A 25,703-nucleotide genomic window follows, 5' to 3' on the forward strand; every position below is an offset into this window, starting at 1 on the left:
AAAAACTTTCCAACCATCACACTAAAAATGGCTCCTATCCGGTATTAGACCCAGTTTCCCAGGCTTATCCCGAAGTGCAGGGCAGATCACCCACGTGTTACTCACCCGTTCGCCACTCGAGTACCCTGCAAGCAGGGCCTTTCCGTTCGACTTGCATGTGTTAAGCACGCCGCCAGCGTTCGTCCTGAGCCAGGATCAAACTCTCCACAAAAAATTTCAGAACAACATCCGAAACAGGCCGTGAAAAGCCCGAAACCCAACAAACAAACAAACCACCACAAACCACACAAAAAGTGCAGCCCATACTGGCGTCCAAAAAATTACTACAAAGAAAAAATAAGTTCCCTCAACCCGACGGGGTCAAAAATAAGGAAACCAAAAAAGTTGAACACAATCACATGCCAACCAATCCATCTCAATGCAGCCGAAACACCAAACAGCATTCAAAAAGGTACGTGTTCCACATACCCAACCGGCACACACCAACCAACAAACCACTAAGCCTGCTGGCAGACAAACCAATCAACACACAACCATGCACACAAAAAATAAAAAGTACATTGGCACACTATTGAGTTCTCAAACATCATCACCACACAACAACCACACACACTTTGGCGTGTAGCTCATTGTGAGCAAAAAGAATTTTGTTTTGTCAGGGCCTGTTTTCCTATCGCCGCTTCAGCCAGGAGCTTTTCTGTTCCTGTGGGGCGCTGTCGGTCGCGCTGACTCGTACTAAGTTACACAGCGACTTAAACAAACACAAATCCCCAGGCAAACGCTCTTCTTGAGCGGCTTAAGATATGCCCATCCATGCACTCAATCCGCCCCTATGAGCGTTCGCTCGGCGAATGTACGCGGGCAGCATCAAAGCCCAGACTGTATAGAAAGCCACCGCCAAGAAGAGCTGGGCAACCGCGGAGACCGGCACCACAGTGCGCAGAAGTGCCATCCCAGCAATGAGGACCAGGTAGAGAGCGAATAAGTGCCAGTTCTTCTTTCCCAGAAATTCCAGACTGACCACTATAGGGGCGCAGGTGGCACTAAGCAGCACGATGTCCGCTACAAGTTCACCGTCGTTTGCCAGTACTGCGCTGGAGGTGGTCGCGACTAGGACAGGTATCAGGCCGAGCACGGCAGTATGCCGGGACCAAACAGCACGACTTCCACCAAGCACCGTGTATTCGCGCAGAGATACTCGCAAGCTGTGGAAAGCTGCGAAGAGCATCGCAATTGAAAGTGTCCATATGAAGATGCCAAGGAAACCAAGCAACGGGATGTCCTCCTTATACCGGCTAAGGACAAACCCGATTGCTTGCGCCAGACACGCTGCACCCCATGCCTTGACCTGTGGACGGTAGATCGCTTGCCCGGCCAAGGTGCGAGGGAACCATCCAAATCCGTTTGAGGGTTGGGAACCGGTCGTGGTGTACCCGACCCGTTTAGGAGTAGCCCTGCGGTACATGGCCCACGCCGCTGCGACGGCATAAATGGGCAATGCCCACCACAACTGCACGGTGAGGGCACCGATAGCTGCCGCTAGTGCGCACAGGGCAACGAGACAGCGGCGATGTTCATTCCAGATTTTCGAGCCTAGCCCCACCAGCTGATACTTCTTAAAGTCTGGTGTCAGGGAAAGTATTTGCGACAAGGAAAAGATCACCGGGAGCACGTTCCACGTTCCCTGCGCCATGACGGGCATGACGAGCAAAGCGAAAAGGAAAAAGGTCCAGAGCCACCAATCGCCTAGGTACCACAGGAGTTTCATGCTTTCTCCTCCAGTGCCAGGACCGCGCGCTCCAAGGAGACCTCAGTGACGCGCAGACCGTAGTCCTGGGCCGTGCGGAAGATGGGGTCGGTGGCGGTAGAGCGGGCGTCGATAAGCACGCGGTCCCCCAAGCCTGTGGTTTCCCTACTAAGTACGCGGAGGTCGAGCTCTGTGACCGCTGCGTTGAGAGCCTCCGATGGGCCGTTGAGCTCAAGAATTCCCTCGATGAAGTCATCGATGGGACCGGAAATGGGGTTATCCCCCATCAGCGAGACGGTGTCGAGGAGACCTGCTACCTCATTGAGGTGATGGGTAGAGATGACAATTGTGCGGCCGTGCTCCTCGCGCAGCACCTGATAGAAAAGCTCCCGGCGCTGAGTATCGAGGCCCAGATAGGGCTCGTCGAGAAGCATGACCTCGCAGCCAGAAGCAACGGCGAAGATAAATCCCACCGTAGACTTTTGCCCGCGGGACAGGGAAGAATAAGCCTTGGCCGGCACGTCGAAGCGAACCAGCAGCTCATTAAACCGGTCATCGTTCCAGCGCGGCCAGCGTGCCTTTCCTATGACACCCAGCTTTCCGATGCCCCAGGAATCCGGCAGCGGGTTATCAATCCCCATCAAAATAACCCGGTTGAGAACCGATTGCTTATCAAAGGGCTTCTCTCCAAAGACCGTGATACCGCCTGATTGGATTTGGCCGGCAATCTTGCGCAGGAGCGTGGTTTTGCCTATGCCGTTGGGGCCGACTAAGCCGTGTGTGAGGCCATCAGCAAAAGTGAATTCTCGTGTTGTAATCATGAGTACATTCCTCGGCTTTCTGCAACGCGATCAAATAGGTCATGGAGCTGGGCGCGGTTGTAGCCCAGGCGAACAGCTTCGTCGACAAGCGGTGCCATGTATTCCGCCGCAAAGTCCGCGCGGCGGCGCTCGCGGATCGTTTTCAGGGCCCCTTCCGCCACGAACATGCCGATGCCACGGCGCTTATCCAGCACCCCGATATCCACCAGGAGGCTGATGCCCTTGCGGGCAGTGGCCGGGTTGATGTTGTGAAAATCAGCAAGCTCGTTAGTGGATGGGGCCCTATCCCCTTCGCCCAAGGTGCCATCCACGATGGCGTCCTCCACCAAGGAAGCAATCTGACGGAAGAGTGGTTGCGTGGAATTATCCATCGCCCCTCGGTTCGTTGGTTAGTTACTTGTGTAACCAACCATATCGGCAACACCCCACCCCTGCAATACTTCCAAAGAGAAAACTTTTTTGCTGCCACTGCGCTGGGATTTTGCTCAAGGTTATCGACGTTTTGTGACTAATGGGGCACACTGGAAACCACAAAGAATTTTATTTAGAACAATTAGAACGGAACTTAGGAGCCATGCTTGAACGCACACTCGTCTTTGTCGATACCTCATACTTGCTCGCTAGCTTTTATAACTCGTGGGAAACGGGTGCCCGCGCACAACTAGAAATCGATCTGCCCGAGGTGGTCAGCACCATGGGCGGGATGATTGAGAACCAACTTGGGACCCCCATCCAGCGCCAATACTGGTATGACGGCATTCCCGATACCGGCCCGCACCGCTACCAGCGCGCACTGCGCACCTGCGAAGGGGTCCAACTGCGCACCGGTCAGCTCATTGAATGGGGCGAGCGCCGCACCCAAAAGGCCGTAGATACCCGCCTCGTAGCGGACATGGTCATCGCCGCCATGAAGGGACAATTCACCGACTTCGTCCTCGTCAGCGGCGATGCGGACATGATTCCCGGCGCACAAGCGGCCGTGGATAACGGGATCCGCGTACATCTTTATGGGTTTGGCTGGGACTCCATGTCCTCCGCACTGCGCCATGCGTGCGATTCCACCACCATCTTGGATCCTCGCGAGGACTTCGCAGACGCTATGGAATTGCAGGTCCTAGAAGGCCCGCTTCCTCCAGTGGTGCGCGAAAATGCGCATAAAGATGGCGAGGAAATGCCCGAACCGGATGAATGCGGCGAGCCCTCAGAGGTGGAGGCAGCCTTCGGCGCCACAGAAAAGCCCACCCCGGCCCCGACGCCCAAGCCGGCTCCTCCCAAGGCGGATGCCGCAGAGGATTCCCCCGCCGAGGAGGACTCTCCGGCGGAGAAGCCGGCGCCCAAGCCGTCCATGATGGCACCGCGGCGCAAGCTGCGCTCTAAGTATGTACCGCTGCCGGAAGAAGTATGGAGCTCGGCCGGCTTCCAATCCCCATTCGACGTGGGCCAGCAATACGCCTCGTGGTGGTTCGATAACGCTGCTAGCACCGAGCAGCGCGATCAAGCACATCTGCTTTCTGGCGGCGGGCTTCCCCCAGAGATCGACCGCCCACTTTTGCAGTTTGCCTGCGAGACCCTGCACGAATACACCCTGACCGAAACCCAGCGCGTGAACCTGCGCGATGGATTCCACTCAGGGATTCGTGGAGTTCTGATTAATGTTCGCCGGCAGAATTAATCGCCGGATTCGAGCTCTTTCTTCTTTTTAAGATCCGCCCGGATGGCATCAAGGCGCGCAGTCGCCTTCATGTCATTGCCGGCGGCCTGGATCTCATTAATGCGATCGCCGCCGGTGGCGTGCTGCAATTCTTGGGCGCCAAGGGCATCGGCGTAGCGCTTTTCAATCTTGGCGCGGACAGAATCAAGAGTAGGCACGGAATCGTCCGGGTTGAGCTGATTCATGGAATCAATAGCCTGGGCGTTCTTTTCTTGCATAGCCGCCTGGTCCGCCTGGGCCTCCAGCTGGCTAACTTGCGCTAGTTGTTCCTTCAAGCGCGCCTCAGACTGCTGCTGCTGGCTCTTGGCCTGCGCGGCAGCCTGTTCTGCGGCGGCGTACTGCTGCTTAACGTCCTCCAGCTCCTGCTCCACCGCTACCAGCTGGGAGGCAACCACTTCCGCAGCCTGGTTATATTCGGAAGCCTTTTGCGGGTCCTCTGCAGAATCCGCCAGCTCCAATGCACGCTGGGTTTGAGACTGGTAGTCCTGCTGAGACTTAACCAGGCGGTTCATCTGCATCTCCAGCTGGGACTTATGGCCGATGATTTCTGCAGCGTGATCAGAAATCTGCTGGTGCTGCTCCTTGGCGGCCTGAACGGCCTGCTGGATCTGCACCTTCGGATCAGCGTTCTCATCAATCTTCTGATCGAAGGAACTCATCATGTACTTCCAGCCCTTGCTGAAGGGGTTAGCCATTATCTTCTCCTTTGGACATAAAAAGACGCTTTCTAGCGAGTTTAGCGATACTCACCAGAAAGCGCCTAGGAAGCTAGTGGGGATTAACCCTGCGCGTTCTGCTCTTCTACCTGGCGGCGAACCTCCGCCATATCGAGCTCCTTGACCTGCTTCAGCAAGTCTTCCAATGCTGCAGGTGGCAGCGCGCCAGCCTCGCGGAAGACCAAGATGCCATCGCGGAAGATCATCAGCGTAGGAATAGACTGAATCTCCAGCGCGGATGCGAGGCCCTGGTTAGCCTCGGTATCGAGCTTGGCAAAGGTAGCATCCGTGTGCTCTTCGGAGGCCTTTTCAAAAACCGGCGCAAAGCGCTTGCAGGGGCCGCACCAATCGGCCCACGCGTCTACGAGCGTAATGCCCTCGCCGGTAACGGTTTCTTCAAAGTTTTCTTCGGTGACATCGATAGTAGCCATGGTTGTTCTAACTCCTTTGCGGATTGCTTTATTCCCCAACGTACATGAAATATCCTTGCTATATACCCCTAGGGGGTATAAAATGGGCCCGGAAACCAACCCTAAGAAAGGATCATCATGAGCACCAAGAACTACACCGTAGAGGGCATGACCTGCGGACATTGCGAAATGTCGGTAAAAGAAGAGGTCGGCGAAATTTCTGGCGTTAGCGAGGTCACTGCTGACCACACCACCGGCGCCGTAACGGTTACCGGCACCGATTTCACCGATGAACAGGTAGCAGCCGCCGTGGCTGAGGCCGGCTACACGCTGAAGTAGGAACCACCATGTCCCACTTGGACCTTGGCGTAACAGGAATGACGTGCACCTCCTGCTCCTCCCGCGTCGAGCGCAAGCTAAACAAGCTCGAGGGAGTAAGCGCCAGCGTCAATTTCGCTACCGAGGCGGCGGCCATCGAGTACGACTCCCAGACTGTAAGTCCACAGGAGCTCATTTCGGTGGTGGAGGGCGCAGGTTACGGCGCCTTCGATATGGCGGGGGCGAAGACGGAGGAGCCCCAGGCCGAGAAAAGCCGTGACGGGGGCCTGCTGCGCCGCACCATTATCTCGGGTGCCCTATCGCTGCCGCTCATGGTGGTCTCGATGTGGCCAGCACTGCAATTTCCCAATTGGCAGTGGGCCTGCGCCATCGTGGCCACCATCGTTTATATCTTTGGTGGCGCGCCTTTCCACACCGCTACGTGGACAAACCTCAAGCACGGTTCTTTCACCATGGACACGCTTATCACCATGGGAACCTCAGCGGCCTACTTTTGGTCGCTATGGGCACTGTTTTTCGGCAACGCGGGCGAACCGGGCATGAAAATGCACATGACACTGGACGCGAATGCGGCGCAGATGGATCACATCTATTTCGAGTCCGTGGGCATGGTCATTACCTTCCTCCTGCTCGGTCGGTGGTTCGAGGCGCGGGCCAAAGGCCAGTCCTCTGAGGCCCTGCGGGAGCTGCTCTCCTTAGGCGCTAAGGAAGCATCGGTGCTGCGCGAGGGAGGCGAACAGCGCATTCCAATTGCCCAATTGCAGGTGGGCGATGTCTTCGTAGTACGCCCAGGCGAGAAGATCGCCACCGACGGCATCGTCGTTTCCGGCAACTCAGCAGTCGACGCCTCCATGATTACCGGCGAGCCCGTGCCCGTTGAGGTCGGCCCCGGCGATGCGGTGACCGGCGCAACCATTAATGCCTCCGGCAAGCTCGAGGTCCGAGCGACCAAGGTGGGCGAGGATACGGTACTGGCCCAAATGGCCCAGCTGGTCACGGATGCACAAACGTCCAAGGCGCCAGTGCAGCGCCTCGTGGACCGCATTGCGCAAGTCTTCGTCCCCGCGGTCATTGCCATAGCAGTGCTGACACTCCTTGCCCATCTCCTCTTCGGCGGGGTGGCCCCAGCGTTTATCGCCGCGGTCTCCGTCCTCATTGTGGCCTGCCCTTGCGCCATGGGCTTGGCGACGCCCACCGCAATCCTCGTCGGCACCGGCCGCGGCGCGCAGCTGGGGCTTGTCATTAAAGGCCCGGAAATCCTGGAATCTACGCGGCAAATCGATACCATCGTCATGGATAAGACCGGAACGGTCACGGCCGGAGAGATGTCCGTTGCCGCCGTACACGGCGACGTCCTCGACTTGGCCGCGGCCGTGGAACACAATTCCGAGCACCCCATCGCTCGCGCTATCGCCCGGGAAAGCACGGTGGAACCAGCTACCGATTTTGCAGTAGTTTCAGGCGGCGTGGAAGGAACTGTGGAGGGGGTCCGGGTGGGCGTCGGCAAGCCGCAAGGCCCCTTGGGTGACTTAGAAGCACCGTTCCGCGAGGCACAAGATTCTGGTGCCACGCCGGTGGTCGTCACTGTCAACGGACAGCCTGCAGGCATCATTGAGGTACGCGATACCCTCAAGCCGAGCTCGGCCGCCGCTGTGGCACAGATGAAGGAGCTAGGGCTTACCCCTTACCTGCTGACCGGCGATAATGCCGGGGCCGCCCGCGCCGTGGCTGCCGAGGTAGGTATCGATCACGTCAGCGCTGAGGTCCTGCCCGAGGACAAGGTGAACCACATCAAGGAGCTGCAGGCCGCGGGGCACACCGTGGCGATGGTGGGCGATGGCATTAATGACGCCGCCGCACTGGCCCAAGCCGACCTCGGCCTGGCCATGGGCGCGGGTACCGATGTTGCTATTGAAGCCTCCGATATCACCCTCATGAATGGCGATCTGCGGTGTGCCGCTGATGCTATTCGGCTCTCGCGCCGCACACTAGCAATTATTAAGGGCAACCTCTTCTGGGCCTTTGCCTATAACGTCGTACTCATTCCCGTGGCCGCGCTGGGCTGGCTCAACCCCCTGCTGGCCGGCCTGGCCATGGCGCTAAGCTCTGTTTTCGTGGTTACTAACTCGCTGCGGCTGCGCGGGTTTTCCGCTCGGCGCTAAATAAGGCCGCCGGGGCACCCCTGTGCAGGCTAGCATTGGCGGGGGCGTACACTCCCTCGCCACGAGAGAAAGGACTAGCGCGTGCTCAGCAGGGTATCCCTCGCCGCGTGGACCGCGGTTATGGTCGCGTTAACCACGCTCAAGCCCTTCTACCAGATTGGCTATTTATGGAAGCCAGAAAATCAGCGTGCCCGGGATCTGCGCTGGGTTCCTTTCGATGAATTTTCCGGCGGCAGCTGGTTTGGCCCGCTATTTGAGTACGCGGGCAATACCGCATTCTTCATCCCTTTTGGCTTGCTGGTATTTAGTCTATGCCGCTCCGTTAAGAAGACAGCTGCGTGGGGATTAGGTCTCAGCCTTGTACTAGAGGTGTGCCAGTACGTTTTCGCCCTAGGGCGCACCGATATTGATGATCTTCTCTTCAATACCCTGGGCGCTCTCATCGGCGCAGCGTTCGCCCGTCTGTGCGGCGAACGCCTTTTCCCCGTATGGCGATGGCTGGCGCTTGCCGCAGCTGCGGTTTTCTTGGTACTGGTCATCCTTGGCCCACGATTGGGAGACCCCAACGCGGTGGTGGACCTGTAATTTATCCGTGCGCCATATTGACAAACTTGGAGTAGTGCAGCTGGTGCGCCACCTGCACGGTATCGATCGGGCCGCCACGGTGCTTGGCTAGGATAATATCCGCCTCGCCGGCGCGCTCATTATCACGGTCCTGGGAATCGGGGCGGTAGAGCAGCATGACCATATCGGCGTCCTGCTCCAGCGAGCCAGACTCACGGAGATCCGCAAGCTGCGGCTTTTTATCCGTACGCGCCTCAGGTCCACGGTTCAGCTGCGAGATCGCGATGAGGGGAACCTCCAGCTCCTTGGCCAAGAGCTTCAGCTGGCGGGAGAACTCAGAGACCTCTTGCTGGCGAGACTCGACCTTTTTACCCGAAGACATCAGCTGCAGGTAGTCCAAGACGATGAGGTCCAAGCCGTGCTGCTGCTTGAGGCGGCGGGCCTTGGACCGAATTTCCATCATCGTGAGGTTCGGTGAGTCATCGATAAAAAGCGGGGCATCTTGCACTCGGTTGAGGGTCTCATCGATTTTTGCCCAGTCTTCGGTGGAAACTCGGCCACCGCGCATATCGGCCAGCTTCACCTCTGACTCCGCCGAGAGCAGGCGCATGACAATCTCAGAAGCTGACATCTCGAGCGAGAAAATCACAGAGGACTTGCCGTGCTGCAAAGAGCAGGAACGCATAAAGTCCATGGCTAGGGTCGATTTACCCACACCAGGGCGAGCAGCAACGATGACCATCTGGCCCGCGTGAAGGCCATTGGTTAGCTTATCGAGGTCGATGAAGCCAGTAGGCACACCTAGCTCCACGCCGCCTGCCTGCTGCAGGGCAGCGAGCTCATCAATGGTGGGGTCAATGAGATCTCCCAGGACACGGTAATCTTCTGCCGTCTTGCGCTGGGCGACGGCGAAGACTTCCTGCTGCGCACGGTCCAGGACGGACTCGATTTCTGCATCTTCGGTGCCGGAAAATCCGAGCTGCACTACGCGCGTGCCGGCATCAACAAGCTTGCGCAGCACTGCCTTTTCCGCGACGATTTCGGCGTAGTAGCGAGCGTTGGCAGCCGTGGGCACTGTAGCTAGCAGCGTGTGGAGATAAGGAGCGCCGCCGACGCGCTCGAGGTTATTAAAGCGGTCGAGCTGGGAGGCCAAAATGACGGCGTCGACGTCCTTGCCCTCGGAATATAGATCCAGCATGGCACGGTAAATCAACGTATGCGCCGGATAGTAGAAATCCTCCGGCTCTAGCTCCTCGATGACCTCCATCACCGTATGGGGGCTCAGCAACATTGCGCCCAGGACGCCCTGCTCCGCTTCGCGGTCTGCAGGAGGCTGGCGGAATTCGCCATAGCGCTTTGGCTTCTCCTGCTGATAGCGACGGCGCGGAGCCGGTTCCTCCTCCGGCGGCGGCTCCGGTGGCAGGTGTTCATCATCAAAACTGGCGTTGGTCATGGTCTCCCCCTTGTAGCTATTCGAGCAACCGAGCGTATCGGAATCTCAGTTTAGTCTAGTGCCCGGACACCACCCCCTGGGCATAACTTCCACAGTTATCCACAGGGCAATGTGAAAATTGCAGGTCGCGGGAGCTTTTTCCCATATTTGCCCTGCATAGGCCTGTGGATAACTTCAAAACCCCATGACCTGCATAAATCAAAGACCCAGCTCAGAGCATGTTTTTCCAGATGTGAAAATAGGCACATCCTTGGTGGATAAGCGGCCTGACCTGCGAGTTAATAAAGAGGCCTCCGCGTAAACAGAGAGTTAAATTGCCAAAGAGTTATCCACAGAATTCCACAGTTATCCACAGGCCGGTTAAAACGCGCTAAAGGCCCCAAGTTCCTGCCACCTCACATAGCAGGAACTTGAGGCCTAAAGCGTTGCTGTTGTCTTTGGGTCTATATGGACCGTCGTGCGCCTAGTTAGGCAGCAACGACCGAGAAGTTCACCTTGCCGATAACATCAGCGTGCAGCTTCAGCTCGACCTGGTAGTTGCCGGTCTTCTTGACCAGGCCCTTAGGAAGCACAACGATGCGCTTATCCAGCTTAGGGCCACCGGCCTTGGAGACGGCGTTGACAATGTCTTCTGCTTGAACGGAACCGAAGAGCTTACCGGATTCGGAGGTCTTAACCTCTACCTTGACATCCGTCAGCTGCTCGAGCTGGTTGCGGACCTCACGTGCGTGATCCAGGTCGCGAATCTCGCGAGCTTCCTGGGCGCGCTTGATGCCCTCAATCTGCTTCTCTGCGCCGCGGGTAGCCACGATGGCCAGGCCGCGAGGAAGCAGGTAGTTACGTCCGTAGCCGTCCTTAACCTCAACAATTTCGCCAGCGGCGCCGAGGTTCTCAACGGCAGCGGTGAGGATCAGCTTCATGATCCCTGCCTTTCAATTGAGTTAGTTGAATAGTTGCGGGTGACAGACTTAGAACGGAGGTTCAGAATCAGCGCCTCCGAAACCACCTGCAGGTGGTGCGGAGTTCCACGGATCCTCAGAAGGAGCCTGGTTCTGCTGCGGCTGCTGTTGCTGGCCGCCTCCAAAACCGCCCTGATTATTGTTATTCGAGCGCTGCTGGCCGCCGCCAAAGTTATTGCCGCCCTCACGCGGATTGCGGTTTACTTGAGCGGTGGCGTAGCGCAGAGACGGACCGACTTCGTCGACGTCAATCTCGAATACGGTGCGGTTATCGCCCTCACGGGTCTGGAAGGAACGCTGCTTCAAGCGGCCGGTAACGATGACGCGCATGCCCTTCGACATAGTCTCGGCAACGTTTTCCGCTGCCTGACGCCATACGTTGCAGGTCAGGAACATAGCTTCGCCGTCTTCCCACTGATTCGTCTGCGAGTTATAGCGACGAGGGGTGGAGGCGACGCGGAAGTTAGCTACTGCCGCACCCGCCGGGGTGAAGCGCAGCTCGGGGTCAGCAACGATGTTGCCTACCACCGTGATATTGGTATCTCCCTGTGCCATGTCTTTACTCCTTATCGGTTACGTGGATTGTGCTTGATCCCAGTATCCGTTACTTGCTGTCGGTGCGCAGAACCTTGGTACGCAGGATGGTGTCGTTCAGGTTCAGACGGCGGTCGAGCTCGGCAACCGAAGTGTGCTCGCACTCCAGGTTGACGACGGCATAAATGCCCTCTTCCTTCTTGTTGATGGGGTATGCAAGACGGCGCTTGCCCCATACATCAAGGTTCTCAACCTTGCCGCCTTCCTGGCGGACGATTTCGAGGAACTTATCCAGGGACGGGGTTACGGTGCGCTCATCCTGATTAGGATCCAGAATGATCATGACTTCGTAGTGACGCACGGACCTCATCACCTCCTATGGTCTAGTAGTTTTCGGCTGCATCACCTTTGCGGATGCAGCAGGAGGGTACGTTGCGTCAAGCAACCCCACTACAGTACCGCAAATGACCGGCGAAAAGAAATCTAACCAGTGGTCGTTGCGGCGAAAAACACAGCTGCCGTCGCCGGAATGATGGTGAGGAAAAGAATGGCCAAAAGCCCCAGCACGATGGGCCCGCGACGATCCTCCCGATTGTGGAAGAGCCAGAAGGCTGCCATCACGCAGAGGAATCCCAAGAAGATCGATGCCATTCCGATATAGGTAACGATCATGCGAATGCTCCTGCCAAGGGGTCGCGGCCGGCGTGCGCATCGCGCACCTTATCCGTGGTTTTTCCGCACATCTGGCGAATAACGAGGACAGCCATGGCGATAATGAGGGCGTCGCGGGAGATAATCGCAACGTCAAGCAGCTCGTGCGGAATACCCTTATTGTCTGTTCCCAGCATGTGCCACATGAGTAGGGGCCATACAAGGGCATCGACAAGCGCCCAGCTAAAGACCAAGCGCCAGCGTGGCAGGGCTAGCGCCGCGGGCACCAATAGCCACAACGAATACTGGGGCGACCACACCTTGTTGAACAGTAAGAAGGCTGCCACGATGAGGTAAACCAGCTCGGCCATGCGCGGGGTCCTTGAGCTGCGCAGGCCCAGCACCGCAATCGCCGCACAGAGAGCCAAAAACGCCACCAGGCTGAAGGTATTGAGGAACTCAGGGCTAAAGCTAATCCCAGTATTGCGGCTGAGCACCGAGTAGATGGTGGTCCACTCCGCACCGCGCTCTTGGTTGAGGCGGAAAAATTCGCGCCATGCCTCCGGATACTTCAGGGCCACCGGCGCGTTGACCACGATCCAGGTCACGGCCGCGCCGAGCAAGGCGTAGAAAAATTGCGGCCAGCGACGATTGCGCACCGCCAAGACCAGGAATGCGCCCAAGAGAAAGAGCGGCCACAGCTTAAAGGAAGTGCCAAGGCCGATGAGGACACCCGCTACGGCAGGGCGCTTGCGCGCGGCGGCCAGGAGCGCACCTACGGCAAAGGCAATGGAGGGGATATCCCAGTTGCTGAAGGCGTGAATAATGATAAGAGGGCTGGCGGCGACGAGGATGGTGTCCCAAGTGCGATTGCCCACCAGCAGGTAGACCATGTAGAGCACGCCTACCCAGATGCACGCCATAACCAAGGCGGTCAGGCCGAAGTACCATCCGGCCTCCGGGATGCCGGCCCACTCAACCAGAGAGTACGTATTGCGGGCGATCCATCCCATCAACCCCTGGAATAGGCCTGCGAGGACTGGGTACTCCATATAGCGGGTCAGGTCACCCTCTTGCCAGGAATAGGCATAGGGGAAGCCGCCTTCATCGAGGCCGCGGCCGCCGTAAAGCGGGATGATGTCGTTATAGCAAAATGAGGTGTACTGGCGGTTGCCCGCCCAATTTAGGTTAATGACCCCGTCATCACCGCGGGTGCCGCCGGCGCAATTAGCCTTCGAGAGGAATCCGCACGCCAGGAAAACCCAGCCGACGGCGATTATGGCGCGCAGCGGGGTCCACCACTGGGTGCGGCGTACACCGGCAAAACGGCCCCTTGGCCCGCCGAGGAATTCAATTACCCCGCGGGCCAAGGGTTCTGAGGAGGCGGGAATGCGCTGGTGCGGATTCGCTGTCACTGCCGCCTACCCTAGGAGGTCTGCCAAGTCGCTATCGGGGCCGATGAGGTCATCCAACGACGGCGCCTCTGGCTGGGCCGGTGCCTGGTTGCTATTACCGCTATTGCCACCATTGCCGCTATTGCCATTGCCGCGTTGCGGTTTCGGGGCAGGCTTCGGGCTCTCCGGCTTGTTCTCCGGCTGAGCCGGCTTGGTTTCCTCTTCCGGAGCTGCTTGCTCGGCAGGGGCCTCGTAGTCCTGGGTATCGCCAGCGCCGCTATCCCAGCTCGGGTCATAGGCCGGAGCAGCCGTTCCGGCGCCCATGTTGCCGAATCCCAGCGGATAGGCAGCCGGGAAGTTTTGGAATTCGGAGTTGGCCAGGGAGTTGTCCAGCACGGCCTTCCAAATCTTGGTTGGCGCGCCGGCGCCGTACATGATGCCGCCGTACTGATCGAAGATGGCGGAGGTGTTGTCCGCGGTACCTACCCACACGGCGGTAGCCAGCTGCGGGGTGGCACCGACCATCCAGGCATCCTTGTTATTTCCGGTATCGCCCATCTGAGTGGTGCCGGTCTTTGAGGCGGAAACACGGCCACCGGCAAGAGCGCCATTAGACCATGCGGCCACCGGCTCCATGGCTTCGATGACGTTATTAGCCACGTTGGACGATACGCGGCGCTCGCCCTCGTCTTCGGGGTGCTCGTACAGCACTTCGCCGGCAGCGTTTTCTACGCGCTGCACAAAGTGCGGGTTATGCCACACGCCCTGGTTAGCCAGGGTGGACATTGCGGTGGCCATATCGAGCGGGCGGGACTGGTACTGGCCCAGAACAATGCCTTCGAATGGCTGCTTGCCGTTTTCCGTCAGCGTCTTTTCAATGCCCGGCAGGGACTTGGCCACACCAAGGGCGTGTGCCATGTCCGCAGTATCTTGCGTACCGTGCTTGAGATCCGCCTGCAGGCGGAGGAAAGAAGTATTCAAGGACTGCTTGGTAGCTTCGCGCAAGCTACACACGCCGCAACCGCTGCCCACGTTGTTTACCAAGTCAGATCCTGGCAGCTGATAAGGGGCAGAAGAGTAATTGGTGTCCAAACCAATTCCCTGCTGCAGGGCGGCGGCTAGCGCCATGATCTTGAATGTTGAGCCCGTCTGCAGTGGAGCGTTTGCATAATCCCAACCATTGGAATCGTGGCCACCAAAGTAGCCGCGAACCGCACCGGTCTTCGGGTCGATGGTTACAGAGGCCGCCCGCGCATCCTTTTGCAACGGAGCCATCTGATCATCTACCGCCTGAATGGTGTTGTTCTGCACATTCATATCAATGGTGGTGGTGATGCGCAGGCCACCGGTGGACACCTCGTTTTCCGTGATGCCTACCTCTTCCAGCTCGCGAATGACCTGGTCCTTGATATGACCATTAGCGCCTGGGGCTTCGGTGTAGGCGGAGTACTCGGCCGGATCGCGGGTCTCCGGGAAGACCATGCCATCGCGCTGTTCCTGAGTGAGATCGCCCATGCCTACTAGGCCGTCAAGGACATAATTCCAGCGGTCCTCGGAAGCCTCCTGGTTTACACGCGGGTCAAGTCCGGACGGGGACTGAATGAGTCCGGCGAGCATAGCGCCTTCCTCTGGGGTGAGTTCCTTGGCGTCCTTATCAAAGTAAGCATTAGACGCTGCCTGGATTCCGTAGGCATTGCGTCCAAAATACACGGTGTTGAGATAGGCATTGAGGATATCCTTCTTGTCCCACTCATTGGTCATTTTCACCGAGTAAATGAGTTCGCGAATCTTGCGCACGTAGGAGTACTCGTTGCCCACCAGAGTGTTCTTCACATACTGCTGGGTGATAGTGGAGCCGCCACCGGCGTCTTCGTTGCCGGTTACCTTACCCACCACGGCGCGGCCGAGGCCGGTGAAGGAGAAGCCGGAGTTATCCCAGAAGTCGCGATCCTCGGCGGCAAGCACGGAGTCCTGGACGTATTCTGGAATTTCGTCCAACTGCACGTGGGTGCGGTTGCCTTCCGGCGGTACCAAACGGGCGAGCTGGGTCTGGTTATCGCCAGCGTAAATGGTGGATACCTGGTTATTGGCCAAGTCCTTTGGTTCCGGAACGGAGTATTGCGAGTATGCGTAGGCAAAAAGTCCTGCAGGCAGTGCCACAAAGACCAGTAGGAACGCCAAAACGACCCACGGCCAGATGCGGCGCTTCTTTGTCGCCTGCTTTTTGCTGGGGCGAGCCACCTTAGTGGACTTGCCGGTAGATTCCTTTTCGGTCACTGATTCGTGTCCTCATTCATCCCTGATCACAAACTAAATAATTGCAGCTTACTGCCTAAGGCGGTGCGCGGGGAACTAACACGCGTTAAATGCAGTAGCAGAACGCAACAAGTGGTTCCACCGGCACTGGCGGCATACCTCCACCTCGTGCACCGTAAACTCCAAGCCCTCAGCTACAAACTCCGCTATTTCTTTCTCACTGCGGGCACTCCCGGCGCGGCGGCCGAGGTTCTCGCCATAGACCCAGCGCGTAAGCCGCAAAGGCTCGCCGCACACGGGGCATTCCTTATCCATGGTGCGCCCGTGGTGCTCAGCTGCGGCGCGCAGCAAAAAGTCAGCATCGCACACGTCCTCCCGCGTGAGCTGCCCGGCGCGAAATTCGCGCAGATGGTGGGCGCGCTCCCACTCATGGGAGAGCACATGCTTATAGGCAACGGAATTCACCCGGATCATCCTAATTACCTCTTCTTGATCGATCCACATGGTGTTATGCCACCGTAGGGCATAATTTTCGGCTTACCCTTGCGCAGTCACTGACAGCTACAACTCATGGAGTTAAAGGAGTAGACCGTGTCCGAAAAAGTAAAGGTCGCCATCGTGGGCGTCGGCAACTGCGCCACGTCCCTCATTGAAGGCGTGGAGTTTTATCGCAACGCCGCGGCCGATGCAGATATTCCCGGTTTGATGCACGCCCAGTTTGGCCCGTACCACGTAGGCGATGTGGAATTCGTTGCCGCCTTCGACGTGGATGCGGACAAGGTGGGCAAGGACCTGGCGGAGGCTACGCGCAGCTCCCGCAATTGCACCATTTCCATTACCGACGTCCCTGAGCTGGGCGTTACCGTGCAGCGCGGTCCTACCCTGGACGGCCTCGGCCGGTACTACCAAGAATCCATCGCGGAATCGGAAGCCCCGCTTGCCGACGTCCCCGCCACACTCCGCCAGTCCGGCGCCGACGTCGTAGTCTCCTACCTACCGGTGGGCTCTGAAGAAGCGGATAAGTTCTACGCCCAGGCGGCCATCGATGCCGGCTGCGCCTTTGTCAATGCCTTGCCGGTCTTTATTGCCTCTGATCCGGTATGGGCGAAGAAGTTCGAAGACGCCGGGCTGCCCATCGTGGGCGATGATATTAAGTCCCAGGTGGGCGCGACCATTACTCACCGCGTCATGGCGAAGCTTTTTGAAGATCGCGGCGTGCGTTTGGAGCGCACCATGCAGCTCAACGTAGGCGGCAATATGGATTTTAAGAATATGCTCGAGCGCGAGCGCCTCGAATCCAAAAAGATCTCCAAGACGCAGGCCGTAACCTCTAACCTGCACAACTCGCCCATCGCCGGCAAGCGGGAGGACCGCAACGTCCACATCGGACCTTCCGATTACGTGGAATGGCTTGATGACCGTAAGTGGGCCTATGTCCGCTTAGAGGGTTCCGCCTTCGGCGAAGTACCGCTGAACTTGGAGTACAAGCTGGAGGTCTGGGACTCGCCAAACTCCGCCGGCATCATCATTGATGCCGTGCGCGCCGCCAAGATTGCTCTCGATCGCGGGGTGGCGGGCCCAGTACTGGCTGCCTCGTCCTACTTGATGAAATCCCCGCCGGTGCAAAAGGCCGATGACGTGGCGCGCGCCGAGCTAGAAGACTTTATTGCCGGAAACTAATTTTTTAACTTCCGAACTACCGCGCAGGGAAAACGGGCTATACAATCGTTTTCTATGACGCAGCAACATGATGAGAAAGGCCCCGCTCAGTCCCCATCTACATACGAGGATGCGGTCGAGGTCGCGCGTGCCATCCAGCCGGCGCTCAATAAGCTCATTCTTATTTTCCAGCGCACGGCGGAAGGCTCTTCATTGACCACCTCGCAGGTATCCATCATGAACCAGCTGCGGATGCGCGGACCGTCCCGCGTTTCCACCATCGCGCAGGCAGAACTTATCCGCATGCCCACCGCCTCCAACGCGCTCTATCAGCTAGAGCGCCGCGGCTACGTGGAACGCCACCGCGATGAAGAGGACCGCCGCGGCGTCTTGGTAGCGCTGACGCAACTAGGCGAATCCGAACTAGCCATCGTCTCGCAGCAGCGTGCCTCCGCCCTAGCAGAGATCATGCGGTGGCTCGAGCCGAAGGATTTGGAGACCGCGAACGACGTTGCCACCGTCATCTCCAAGCTGGCTGATGTCTATCGCCCCACAATGAACGGCGAACAGCACTAGTTTTGCCCGCGGTGATTTCATTTTTCGTGGGCTTAACGTGATAATTGAGAAAACGAAAACCGTAATCTCTCACTAGTTCACTCCGTATGGCAACTGATTCTTCCGATGGGCATCTGCCGGCCTTGAGCAAGGGCTCGGCCGATAAACCCCTTCGCATTCTTATTTCTTGGAGCCCTTCTTCCTCCGGCACCGAGGCTCTAGATTGTGCCGCGTGGCTTTCCCGTACCGCCGCTACCCAGGTGCGCGTCATCTCGACCGTGTTTCAGCCGTGGACTACTACTTCCCTCACCAAGCTGGGCGGAAAATATAAGAAATGGTTTAAAGCACAAAAGGAGGCCTGCGCGGCCGCTACCCATGCCGCCCTCGATGAAGCCGGCGTACCCCGCAACTGCTGGGATGACAAGCCTTCCCTCTTGGTCGACGGGCCTTCGCGCCCCCACCTACTGACGGAGATGGCCAAGAAATTCCAGGCAGACCTCATCATCTTAGGCCCCAACCAGGCTGCGCCGAAGGGCCGTTTCTTTGCTGGTTCTACGGCCGATACCTTGCTGCATTATTCTCCTCAGCCGTTGGGTTTGGTGCCACGCAAGGTAAAGCTGTCCAAGCACGGCGTCACCCGCTTCAACTTTGCCATCACCGAACGCAGCCCGCGCGAAGATCATGAGATGCTCGCCGCAGCGGAGCTCGCCAACCGCTGGAATCTGCCGCTGCGCCTGCTTGTCTTCTCAGCAAAGGGACTGCTCAATACGCCGTCGAAAGACAAGCACGATATGGCGCTCAAGCTGGCAGCCGAGTGGCTCGAGGATTCCCTCGCCATGCTGGACCGCGCCCGCGATAGCATCCAAGAAAAATTCCCCGATCTGGATGTCACCTCAGAAATCGGTTCCGGTGCAGGCTGGGGCGGGGCGGTGGATTCGCTCAAGTGGAAGAAGGGCGATCTGATGCTCATGGCCTCCACCCCGCAGGGCCCCATCGCCCGCGTGTTCTTGGGATCTACCGCCACGGAGCTGCTGCCGCATATTCGGGTGCCTATCTTGGTCCACCCATCCTGCGGTTAGGATTGGGGCATGAGCCTGCGACCAGAGCATCCCGAAAACGATCTAACTTCCGATGCGGACTATACCAATCTGCGCCGCCCGGAACCGCGGAGCTTTGATGAGCTGGCCGATGAGCCGGATCCTTTACAGATTGCCGCTGCTAACCGCCGCTCCACCCGCCAGGCCGTCTGGTACATGATCGGCGTTCTTGCGCTCTCCGCGCTTTATGGTTTCGCGGTCGCACTCGTTACTCGGCTCTCCGGCGGCCCCTTGTGTGAGGATGGCACCGCCACGTGGCTCTGCACCGACGGGCAGCGCACCTTCTTTAGCCTGACCACCCCGATCATTCCCTTCTTCGGCATGATCGGCTGCGCCATCATCATGGTGCGCAAGCTGCGCCGCTATCTGCGGTGGCGCAGTTGGATGGCCATTTTCTGGGTCATGGCCTGCAATTTCATGCTGTGGACCATTACCGATATCCAGCTGTTCCTCATGGACTCGGCCACCGCATAGATACTTTCCGCCTCCCTATGATCCTCCTGCTTGATAATTACGATTCTTATACCTTCAACCTTGCCCACCTCATCGCGGAGGTAGCCGGACGCGAACCACTCGTCGTCGCCGCCGGTGAAGCGGACGGGCTGGCCGAGCGCGTCCGTGCCGGCGAATTTTCACATGTGGTGATTTCTCCTGGCCCGGGCACACCGGAGCGTGAGGAGGATTTCGGTGCTGCCCGGGGCCTTATCGCCGCCGCAGCCGCGGCCGAGATTCCGGTACTGGGTGTATGCCTTGGCCACCAGGGACTAGGCCTGCTGGCCGGTGCCCAAGTATCCCGCGCCCCGCAGCCGCGCCACGGTTTTGTCTCTACCATCAGTCACTCGGGCGAAGGAATCTTTGCCGGAATCCCGCAAGACTTTGAAGTGGTGCGCTACCACTCCCTGCATATAGATAAGGCCCCCGGCATTACCGTGCATGCCCGCAGCGAGGATGGCGTCATCCAAGCGCTTAAGGTCGACGGCTTGCCGCACTGGGGCGTGCAATTTCACCCGGAGTCGGCGCTGACCCAGTACGGCCGGGACATTATGCGCAACTTTCTGGGCGGGTTCCGCCTGCTCCACCGCGAAGTCCCCGGCGCGGTGGACTGCCCACGGGTCTTTGCCGCCCTGCGAGCCGGGGGAAACGATGCCTTCTTCCTCGACTCCGCGGATCCCCGCGGGCGCTATTCCATCCTCGGCGATACCGCCGGCGCATTGAGTCGCTCTTTCCGCTATAAGCTTGGCGACGCCCCCGATATCCTCACCCTCCTCGACCGCGAGCTCGCCACCCGCATCATCGACGCACCGGCCCTCCCGTTTACCGGCGGGGTCATCGGGTACTTGGGCTATGAATGTGCCCAGCTCACCCTGCCCATTGAGCTACGCCACCGCTCCCCTTACCCCGATGCCTACTTTGTGCGGCCGCAGTCCTTTATCGTCTATGACCATCACGCACAAACCGCGCACCTGTGCTGCCTTGCCGGTGAGGGCGCCGAGGATCTCTTGGACCGCCTGGAGACCGCCTTGGATGCAGAGGAACCACGGCCCACGGAGGAGGACGGTGGGGCGTCGCTAAGCGGGGGCTCCTGGCGCAGCCCTGGCTACCTGGAGCAGATTAAGCGCGCCCAAGAATTCCTGCACGCCGGCGAGAGCTACGAGGTCTGCCTGACCGATACCTACACGGCCGCGGCCGAAGGTGAGCTCTATCCCCGACTGCGCTCGCACAATCCCGCTCCCTACGCCGCGCACCTCGTCTTCGACGGCGTCGAGGTCTGCAGCGCCTCGCCCGAGCGCTTCCTCACCGTGCGCGGCCGTGAGGTCGAGGCCAAGCCGATTAAGGGCACCATCTCGGCCGACCAGGATCCCGCGCTGCTGACCACGGACCCGAAAACACGGGCCGAAAATCTCATGATCGTTGACCTACTGCGCAATGATCTTTCCCGGGTATGCGAGCCCGGCAGCGTGCGCGTGCCGAAGTTGATGCAGGTAGAAAGCTACGCCACCGTCCATCAGCTGGTCTCCACCATTACCGGGCAGTTGCGCACCAGTGCCACCGTGGTCGATGCCCTCCGCGCCACCTTTCCTCCCGGCTCTATGACGGGCGCGCCGAAGCTGCGCACCTGCGAGATCATTGACCAGCTCGAAACGGGACCGCGCGGCGTGTACTCCGGCGTGGTGGGCTACCTGGGGTTTGACGGTCAATCCGATCTCAGCGTGGTCATCCGCACGGCCGTGCGGGCGGCCGGTGAGGTCACCATCGGCGCCGGCGGGGCCATCGTCCTGGATTCGGATCCGCCCGCCGAGCTAGAAGAGCGCAACCTCAAGGCCCAATCCGTGTTGGGGGCGTGGCAATGAGCACCTACCTCTGGCACCAGGACAGCTTCATTCCAAGCCAGCCCTACCCCGGACCCTTTGACGTTGCGGATTCTTGGCGGACGCTTGCCGACGCCCACTCCAACGCCCTCCCCCTGCACCTCCAGCGCTTCGAGTCGGTGGCCGGCCCACTTCCCGCCGGCTTCGTCCCCGCGATGCTGCAACTTTTCGGCCCCGGTGATCTCTTCCCGCGCATCTCGCTTGCCGGCGGACACCTTCGCCTCGACATTCGCCCCGCGCCCCCTGCGCGCCGAACCACCCGGCTGACCTATGTGCAAGCCCTCGACCCGCGCACGCAGCCTTTAGTCAAGGGCCCCGATTTTCCAGCGCTGGCACGCTACCGCAACAAGCATCAGGCAGACGGCACCGATGACACCGCCATCGTGGATGCCTCCGGTGCCATGGTGGAGACCACCACCGGCGCGCTCGTCGCCTGGGATGGGGAGACACTCATCCTCCCCACCGGTCAGGCGCTACCCAGCATCACGCTGCGCCAGGTCATCCAGCGCGCCTCGGACCTTGGAATTCACACCGAAACGCGCCCGCTCACCCCCGAGCTCGCCGCCGAACGCCCCCTGTGGTTCCTCAATTCGCTCCACGGCATTAGCCCGGTCAGCGAACTACACGCCCCCACCGGCGTCATCTATCCGCCGAGCAGCCCGCATACCACCGCGTGGCAGCACTGGTGGTGGGGTTGCTTCCGCACGGAAACGGCGGGCGACTAGCTCTCCTGCTTGACTAGCTGCGCTGCCACTTCGGCGCAATCCGGCCGACCGCAGTGCTGAGTTTCTACATGCTGGATGCAATCATCACAGATGAGTACCTGCTGGCGGCAGGTATCTTCATTGATGCAATTGTGGAAGGTATTCGTGCCCTTGCCGCAGTGAACGCAGTGGCCCAGCTGGATGAAGCCGGGGTCTTGGAGTCCTTGGCCAAACTCGTGGTGCATGCGCTTGTCAAAGACATACATGGAGCCTTCCCACAGGCCATCATTGCCGTACTTTTCGCCGTAGCGCACGATGCCGCCATCGATCTGATAGACCTCTTTGAAGCCACGGTTCTTCATCAACGAGGACAGGATCTCGCAGCGAATGCCACCGGTGCAATAAGACACCACCGGCTTATCCTTCATCCAGTCATACTTGCCGGATTCGATTTCCTCGATGAAGTCATGCGTGGTTTTCACATCGGGCACGACGGCATTTTTAAACTTGCCAATCTCTGCTTCCATGGCATTGCGGCCGTCAAAGAAGACGACCTCCTCGCCACGCTCTTCTACCAGCTTATTTACCTCTTCGGGCTTGAGGTGCACGCCGCCGCCGACGACGCCGTTTTCATCCACCTTCAGCTCGCCCGGCGCGCCAAAGGCCACGATTTCATCGCGCACCTTGACCGAAAGGCGCGGGAAGTCATCCGCACCGCCCTCGGACCACTTGAACTGCATGCGCTTAAAGCCGGGGTATTCCTTGGTCTGGCGGACGTAGCGCTTGCAGGCTTCCATATCGCCGCCAACGGTGCCGTTGATGCCGTGCTCGGAAATGAGGATGCGCCCCTTGAGCCCCAGGGACTCGCACAGGGTGCGCTGCCACAGCATGATCGCGGTGGGATCTTCGATGGGGGTAAAGCAGTAATACAGGAGAACTTTGCCAATAGTCACGCCCCAATCTTAGGCCTGCAGCTGTGCAGTCCCCAATCTTTAGGTCTGACCTTGCGGTTACGGCCTGTAGTGACTAGTCGATTGCCATACTTCTACACTGCAATCCCTCACTATTAACAGTGAGGAGCTCACTTTTGTAAGTGAGGAGGATCAGTGTGAAAGTGAAAGAACGAACGATTGCAGTGAGAATTCTAGCGCTTCTGGTACAGCGCCTTCTTGCGGGCAAAGACGGGATCAGAGGTCACGAGCACACCGAGGTTGCGGAAGATTCCCTCGTCCACAGAACCCAGGATGGTGGTGGTGTGGACGTCGCAACCAGCAAGTTCCTTGATCTGCTCCAGCGCCTTGCGGGCATTGTCATCCTTCGCCGCAGACACGGACAAAGCGATCAGCACCTCGTCGGTATGCAGGCGTGGGTTCTTGGAACCCAGGTGCTTGGTCTTGAGCGTTTGAATCGGCTCGATGGACTCGGGCGACAGCAGGTGAATATCGTCGTCGATGCCCGCCAAGTGCTTCAGTGCATTGAGCAGCATCGCCGCCGAGCAGCCCAGCAGGGGCGCGGTGCGGCCGGTGATCATGGTGCCGTCGTGCAGCTGCATAGCGGAGGCGGGCTCGCCGGTTTCTTCCGCGCGCTGGCGAGCAGGTGCCACCACGGGGCGGTCTTCTACCTTGATGCCGGCCTTGGCCATGATGACCGCGGCGCGCTCGGATTGCTCGGTGCCTAGGCCCGCACGAGCCTCTTCCACCTGCGCCTTGAAGTAACGGCGGATGATTTCTTGCTGGGCGGCGGCGCGGCACACGGCGTCGTCAGTAATGCAGAAGCCCGCCATGTTCACGCCCATATCCGTCGGAGACTGGTACGGGGTGGTGCCGGTGAGCTTTTCCAAAAGTGTGCGCAGCAGCGGGAACGCTTCCACATCGCGGTTGTAGTTCACGGTGGATTCGCCGTGGGCGGACAGGTGGAAGTGGTCAATAATATTGGAATCGTTGAGGTCCACCGTGGCTGCCTCATAGGCCAGGTTCACGGGGTGTTCAAGGGGGAGATTCCAGATAGGGAAGGTTTCAAACTTGGCGTAGCCGGCATTATTGCCGCGCTGGTGCTCGTGGTAGACCTGCGAGAGCGCGGTGGCCAGCTTGCCGGAGCCAGGGCCCGGCGCGGTGACCACGACAAGGTCACGGGAGGTTTCCGCAAACTCATTGCGGCCAAAACCCTCTTCGGACACGATGAGGTCCGTATTAGTGGGGTAGCCAGGAATAACGCGGTGGCGCGCCACCTTGAGCCCGAGGCGCTCGACCTTTTCGATGAAGGCCTCCGCTTGGGAATTGCCTTCCTCCAGCTGGGTCATGACGATGTTTTCTACCAAGAATCCGCGGCTGCGGAATACGTCCACCAGACGCAGCAGGTCATCTTCATAAAGAATGCCCAGGTCCGCGCGTACCTTCTGGCGGGAGATATCTTTCGCATTGATGCAGATGAGGATCTCTACGTCCTCTTTGATGCGCTCCAGCATCGCGATTTTATTGTCCGGGGTGAAGCCGGGCAGCACGCGGGAGGCGTGCATATCGTCAAAAAGCTTGCCGCCCATCTCTAGGTAGAGCTTGCCGCCGATTTCCTCGCGGCGGGCGTGGATGTGCTTCGACTGCAGCTCAATATATTTCTCGCGGTCAAAGCCGATTTTTTGCGTCATGATTTGAAAGCCTTCCCCTGAGTTAAATCATTCCGCATTTCGAGTTTACGCTATTGTCACCCCGCAAATAAGTGAGCTGGTTAGCGCCCGGTTTGGCCGAAAATTCTTCCCGATTAGACTGGATTCCATGCCTGAAGGTCACGTCATCCACCGCCTAGCTAGTAAATTCAACGCCGATTATCGCGGCATGCCGCTGCGCGTGACCAGCCCGCAGGGGCGCTTCGCGGCGGAGGCGGAGCTTCTCGATGGCGAGCGCATCGAGCTGGCAGAGACCTACGGCAAGCACCTTTTCGTGCACTTTAGCGCCGAGGATCCGCGCCATATCCTCTATATTCACTTAGGCCTGATTGGCAAGCTGCGCTTCGAGCCCCGCGAGGAAGTAGGCGGACAAATCCGGGTGCGCATTGATAATGGCACCGAGGCCGCTAATCTGCGCGGACCGCAGTTTTGCCGCCTGCTCACTGAAGAGGAGTACCGCGCACAGCTAGCCAAGGTAGGCCAAGACCCGCTGCGCACGGACGCCGACGTGGAGGCGCTCTGGGCCAAAGTGCATAAATCGCGCCGCAGCATCGGCTCACTCATGATGGATCAGCACCTTTATGCCGGCGTGGGCAATATTTACCGGGCGGAAACTCTGTTTCGCCACGGCCTCTCCCCTTTCCTACCAGGCCGAGATGTTTCCCGTGAAACCTTTGACGCCACGTGGGCGGACTTGGTGGATCTGATGGAGTACGGGGTGGAGCACGGCCGCATCGATACCGTACGGCCCGAGCACTCCCCCGAGGCCATGGGCCGCGAACCGCGCAAGGATGACCACGGCGGCGAGGTCTACGTCTATCGCCGCGCCGGCCTACCTTGCTATATCTGCGGCACCCCGGTGGCAGAAAAGGTCATGGAGGGACGCAACCTATTTTGGTGCCCGACCTGCCAACCGGCCCCTTAAAGGCCTATCCTGGCGGGC

The 25,703-nt window shown here is 59.0% G+C and carries 26 protein-coding genes and 1 rRNA gene; 11 read left to right on the plus strand and 16 right to left on the minus strand.

The features are described 5' to 3' along the window. The 4 genes from MHY24_RS09175 to MHY24_RS09190 form a co-directional block, all read right to left on the minus strand. A 16S ribosomal RNA gene (locus tag MHY24_RS09175) occupies positions 1–211 on the minus strand; the annotation flags it as partial. 585 nt (positions 212–796) lie between these two features. After that, positions 797–1,768, minus strand: a complete 972-nt coding sequence (locus MHY24_RS09180) for a beta-carotene 15,15'-monooxygenase (protein ID WP_239230072.1) — start codon at positions 1,766–1,768, stop codon at positions 797–799. Further along, positions 1,765–2,568 (minus strand): AAA family ATPase, encoded by an 804-nt coding sequence (locus MHY24_RS09185; protein WP_239230081.1) that lies wholly within the window; start codon positions 2,566–2,568, stop codon positions 1,765–1,767. The genes MHY24_RS09180 and MHY24_RS09185 overlap by 4 nt, the downstream gene beginning before the upstream one ends. Next, positions 2,565–2,939, minus strand: a complete 375-nt coding sequence (locus MHY24_RS09190; RefSeq protein ID WP_005327000.1) for a GntR family transcriptional regulator — start codon at positions 2,937–2,939, stop codon at positions 2,565–2,567. Before MHY24_RS09190 ends, MHY24_RS09185 begins: the two co-directional genes overlap by 4 nt. 203 nt (positions 2,940–3,142) lie before the next feature. Between MHY24_RS09190 and MHY24_RS09195 the strand changes: the two genes are divergently transcribed. Continuing rightward, on the plus strand, positions 3,143–4,240 hold the full coding sequence (locus MHY24_RS09195) for an NYN domain-containing protein (RefSeq protein WP_204610736.1): 1,098 nt from the start codon (positions 3,143–3,145) through the stop codon (positions 4,238–4,240). Here the strand turns inward: MHY24_RS09195 and MHY24_RS09200 are convergent. Both MHY24_RS09200 and trxA read right to left on the minus strand, forming a co-directional pair. Continuing rightward, positions 4,237–4,974, minus strand: a complete 738-nt coding sequence (locus MHY24_RS09200; protein ID WP_005325958.1) for a PspA/IM30 family protein — start codon at positions 4,972–4,974, stop codon at positions 4,237–4,239. The two genes, MHY24_RS09195 and MHY24_RS09200, sit on opposite strands and share 4 nt — an antisense overlap. An 83-nt stretch (positions 4,975–5,057) precedes the next feature. Then, a complete protein-coding gene (trxA, locus tag MHY24_RS09205) occupies positions 5,058–5,426 on the minus strand; it encodes a thioredoxin (protein ID WP_005325956.1) in 369 nt (122 codons plus the stop codon). Positions 5,427–5,543: 117 nt separating this feature from the next. On the opposite strand from trxA, the gene MHY24_RS09210 reads away from it, so the two are divergent. From MHY24_RS09210 to MHY24_RS09220, 3 genes are all read left to right on the plus strand, one after another. Then, positions 5,544–5,744, plus strand: coding sequence for a heavy-metal-associated domain-containing protein (locus MHY24_RS09210; protein ID WP_005325954.1), 201 nt, complete (start codon positions 5,544–5,546; stop codon positions 5,742–5,744). 8 nt (positions 5,745–5,752) lie between these two features. Beyond that, positions 5,753–7,906: a cation-translocating P-type ATPase gene (locus MHY24_RS09215; protein ID WP_239230083.1), complete on the plus strand. Its 2,154-nt coding sequence runs from the start codon at positions 5,753–5,755 to the stop codon at positions 7,904–7,906. A gap of 120 nt (positions 7,907–8,026) precedes the next feature. Beyond that, positions 8,027–8,491 carry a VanZ family protein gene (locus MHY24_RS09220; RefSeq protein ID WP_239230174.1) on the plus strand — a complete coding sequence of 155 codons (465 nt, stop codon included), beginning with the start codon at positions 8,027–8,029 and terminating at the stop codon, positions 8,489–8,491. Position 8,492: 1 nt separating this feature from the next. Here MHY24_RS09220 and dnaB read toward each other — a convergent pair whose 3' ends face one another. From dnaB to MHY24_RS09260, 8 genes are all read right to left on the minus strand, one after another. After that, entirely contained in the window at positions 8,493–9,923 is a 1,431-nt protein-coding gene (dnaB, locus tag MHY24_RS09225; protein ID WP_239230085.1) for a replicative DNA helicase, read from the minus strand. 467 nt (positions 9,924–10,390) lie between these two features. Further along, positions 10,391–10,843, minus strand: a complete 453-nt coding sequence (rplI, locus tag MHY24_RS09230) for a 50S ribosomal protein L9 (protein WP_005325949.1) — start codon at positions 10,841–10,843, stop codon at positions 10,391–10,393. Between the two features lie 48 nt (positions 10,844–10,891). Continuing rightward, positions 10,892–11,437, minus strand: coding sequence for a single-stranded DNA-binding protein (locus MHY24_RS09235; protein ID WP_005325943.1), 546 nt, complete (start codon positions 11,435–11,437; stop codon positions 10,892–10,894). Between the two features lie 49 nt (positions 11,438–11,486). After that, the gene (gene rpsF / locus MHY24_RS09240) at positions 11,487–11,777 is read right to left on the minus strand and encodes a 30S ribosomal protein S6 (RefSeq protein WP_005326996.1); all 291 of its coding nucleotides are present in this window, start codon (positions 11,775–11,777) and stop codon (positions 11,487–11,489) included. 122 nt (positions 11,778–11,899) lie between these two features. Continuing rightward, on the minus strand, positions 11,900–12,088 hold the full coding sequence (locus MHY24_RS09245; RefSeq protein WP_198492222.1) for a hypothetical protein: 189 nt from the start codon (positions 12,086–12,088) through the stop codon (positions 11,900–11,902). Next, a complete protein-coding gene (locus MHY24_RS09250; protein ID WP_239230087.1) occupies positions 12,085–13,482 on the minus strand; it encodes a glycosyltransferase 87 family protein in 1,398 nt (465 codons plus the stop codon). The genes MHY24_RS09245 and MHY24_RS09250 overlap by 4 nt, the downstream gene beginning before the upstream one ends. 6 nt (positions 13,483–13,488) lie before the next feature. Beyond that, a complete protein-coding gene (locus MHY24_RS09255) occupies positions 13,489–15,738 on the minus strand; it encodes a transglycosylase domain-containing protein (RefSeq protein ID WP_239230089.1) in 2,250 nt (749 codons plus the stop codon). 75 nt (positions 15,739–15,813) lie between these two features. Next, positions 15,814–16,191, minus strand: coding sequence for a DUF5318 family protein (locus MHY24_RS09260; protein ID WP_034667960.1), 378 nt, complete (start codon positions 16,189–16,191; stop codon positions 15,814–15,816). 117 nt (positions 16,192–16,308) lie between these two features. Here MHY24_RS09260 and MHY24_RS09265 point away from each other — a divergent pair, with 117 nt between their 5' ends. The 6 genes from MHY24_RS09265 (at position 16,309) to MHY24_RS09290 (ending at position 22,122) form a co-directional block, all read left to right on the plus strand. After that, positions 16,309–17,397 carry an inositol-3-phosphate synthase gene (locus MHY24_RS09265; RefSeq protein ID WP_239230100.1) on the plus strand — a complete coding sequence of 363 codons (1,089 nt, stop codon included), beginning with the start codon at positions 16,309–16,311 and terminating at the stop codon, positions 17,395–17,397. 54 nt (positions 17,398–17,451) lie between these two features. Next, positions 17,452–17,952, plus strand: a complete 501-nt coding sequence (locus MHY24_RS09270) for a MarR family winged helix-turn-helix transcriptional regulator (RefSeq protein WP_239230102.1) — start codon at positions 17,452–17,454, stop codon at positions 17,950–17,952. Positions 17,953–18,038: 86 nt separating this feature from the next. Further along, positions 18,039–19,010, plus strand: a complete 972-nt coding sequence (locus MHY24_RS09275; RefSeq protein ID WP_239230104.1) for a universal stress protein — start codon at positions 18,039–18,041, stop codon at positions 19,008–19,010. A gap of 9 nt (positions 19,011–19,019) precedes the next feature. Beyond that, the gene (locus MHY24_RS09280; protein WP_239230106.1) at positions 19,020–19,502 is read left to right on the plus strand and encodes a hypothetical protein; all 483 of its coding nucleotides are present in this window, start codon (positions 19,020–19,022) and stop codon (positions 19,500–19,502) included. 17 nt (positions 19,503–19,519) lie between these two features. Then, positions 19,520–21,379, plus strand: coding sequence for a chorismate-binding protein (locus tag MHY24_RS09285; RefSeq protein ID WP_239230116.1), 1,860 nt, complete (start codon positions 19,520–19,522; stop codon positions 21,377–21,379). Beyond that, the gene (locus MHY24_RS09290; RefSeq protein WP_239230127.1) at positions 21,376–22,122 is read left to right on the plus strand and encodes an aminotransferase class IV; all 747 of its coding nucleotides are present in this window, start codon (positions 21,376–21,378) and stop codon (positions 22,120–22,122) included. The genes MHY24_RS09285 and MHY24_RS09290 overlap by 4 nt, the downstream gene beginning before the upstream one ends. Here the strand turns inward: MHY24_RS09290 and MHY24_RS09295 are convergent. Both MHY24_RS09295 and MHY24_RS09300 read right to left on the minus strand, forming a co-directional pair. Beyond that, the gene (locus tag MHY24_RS09295) at positions 22,119–23,054 is read right to left on the minus strand and encodes a rhodanese-related sulfurtransferase (protein WP_239230129.1); all 936 of its coding nucleotides are present in this window, start codon (positions 23,052–23,054) and stop codon (positions 22,119–22,121) included. The genes MHY24_RS09290 and MHY24_RS09295 overlap by 4 nt on opposite strands. A 191-nt stretch (positions 23,055–23,245) precedes the next feature. After that, positions 23,246–24,742: a DUF1846 domain-containing protein gene (locus MHY24_RS09300; protein WP_005326977.1), complete on the minus strand. Its 1,497-nt coding sequence runs from the start codon at positions 24,740–24,742 to the stop codon at positions 23,246–23,248. Between the two features lie 127 nt (positions 24,743–24,869). Between MHY24_RS09300 and MHY24_RS09305 the strand changes: the two genes are divergently transcribed. Next, a complete protein-coding gene (locus MHY24_RS09305; RefSeq protein ID WP_239230131.1) occupies positions 24,870–25,685 on the plus strand; it encodes an Fpg/Nei family DNA glycosylase in 816 nt (271 codons plus the stop codon). Positions 25,686–25,703: the final 18 nt, after the last annotated feature.

The sequence above is a fragment of the Corynebacterium sp. ACRPQ genome (assembly GCF_022347225.1).
Lineage (GTDB): Bacteria > Actinomycetota > Actinomycetes > Mycobacteriales > Mycobacteriaceae > Corynebacterium > Corynebacterium tuberculostearicum_D.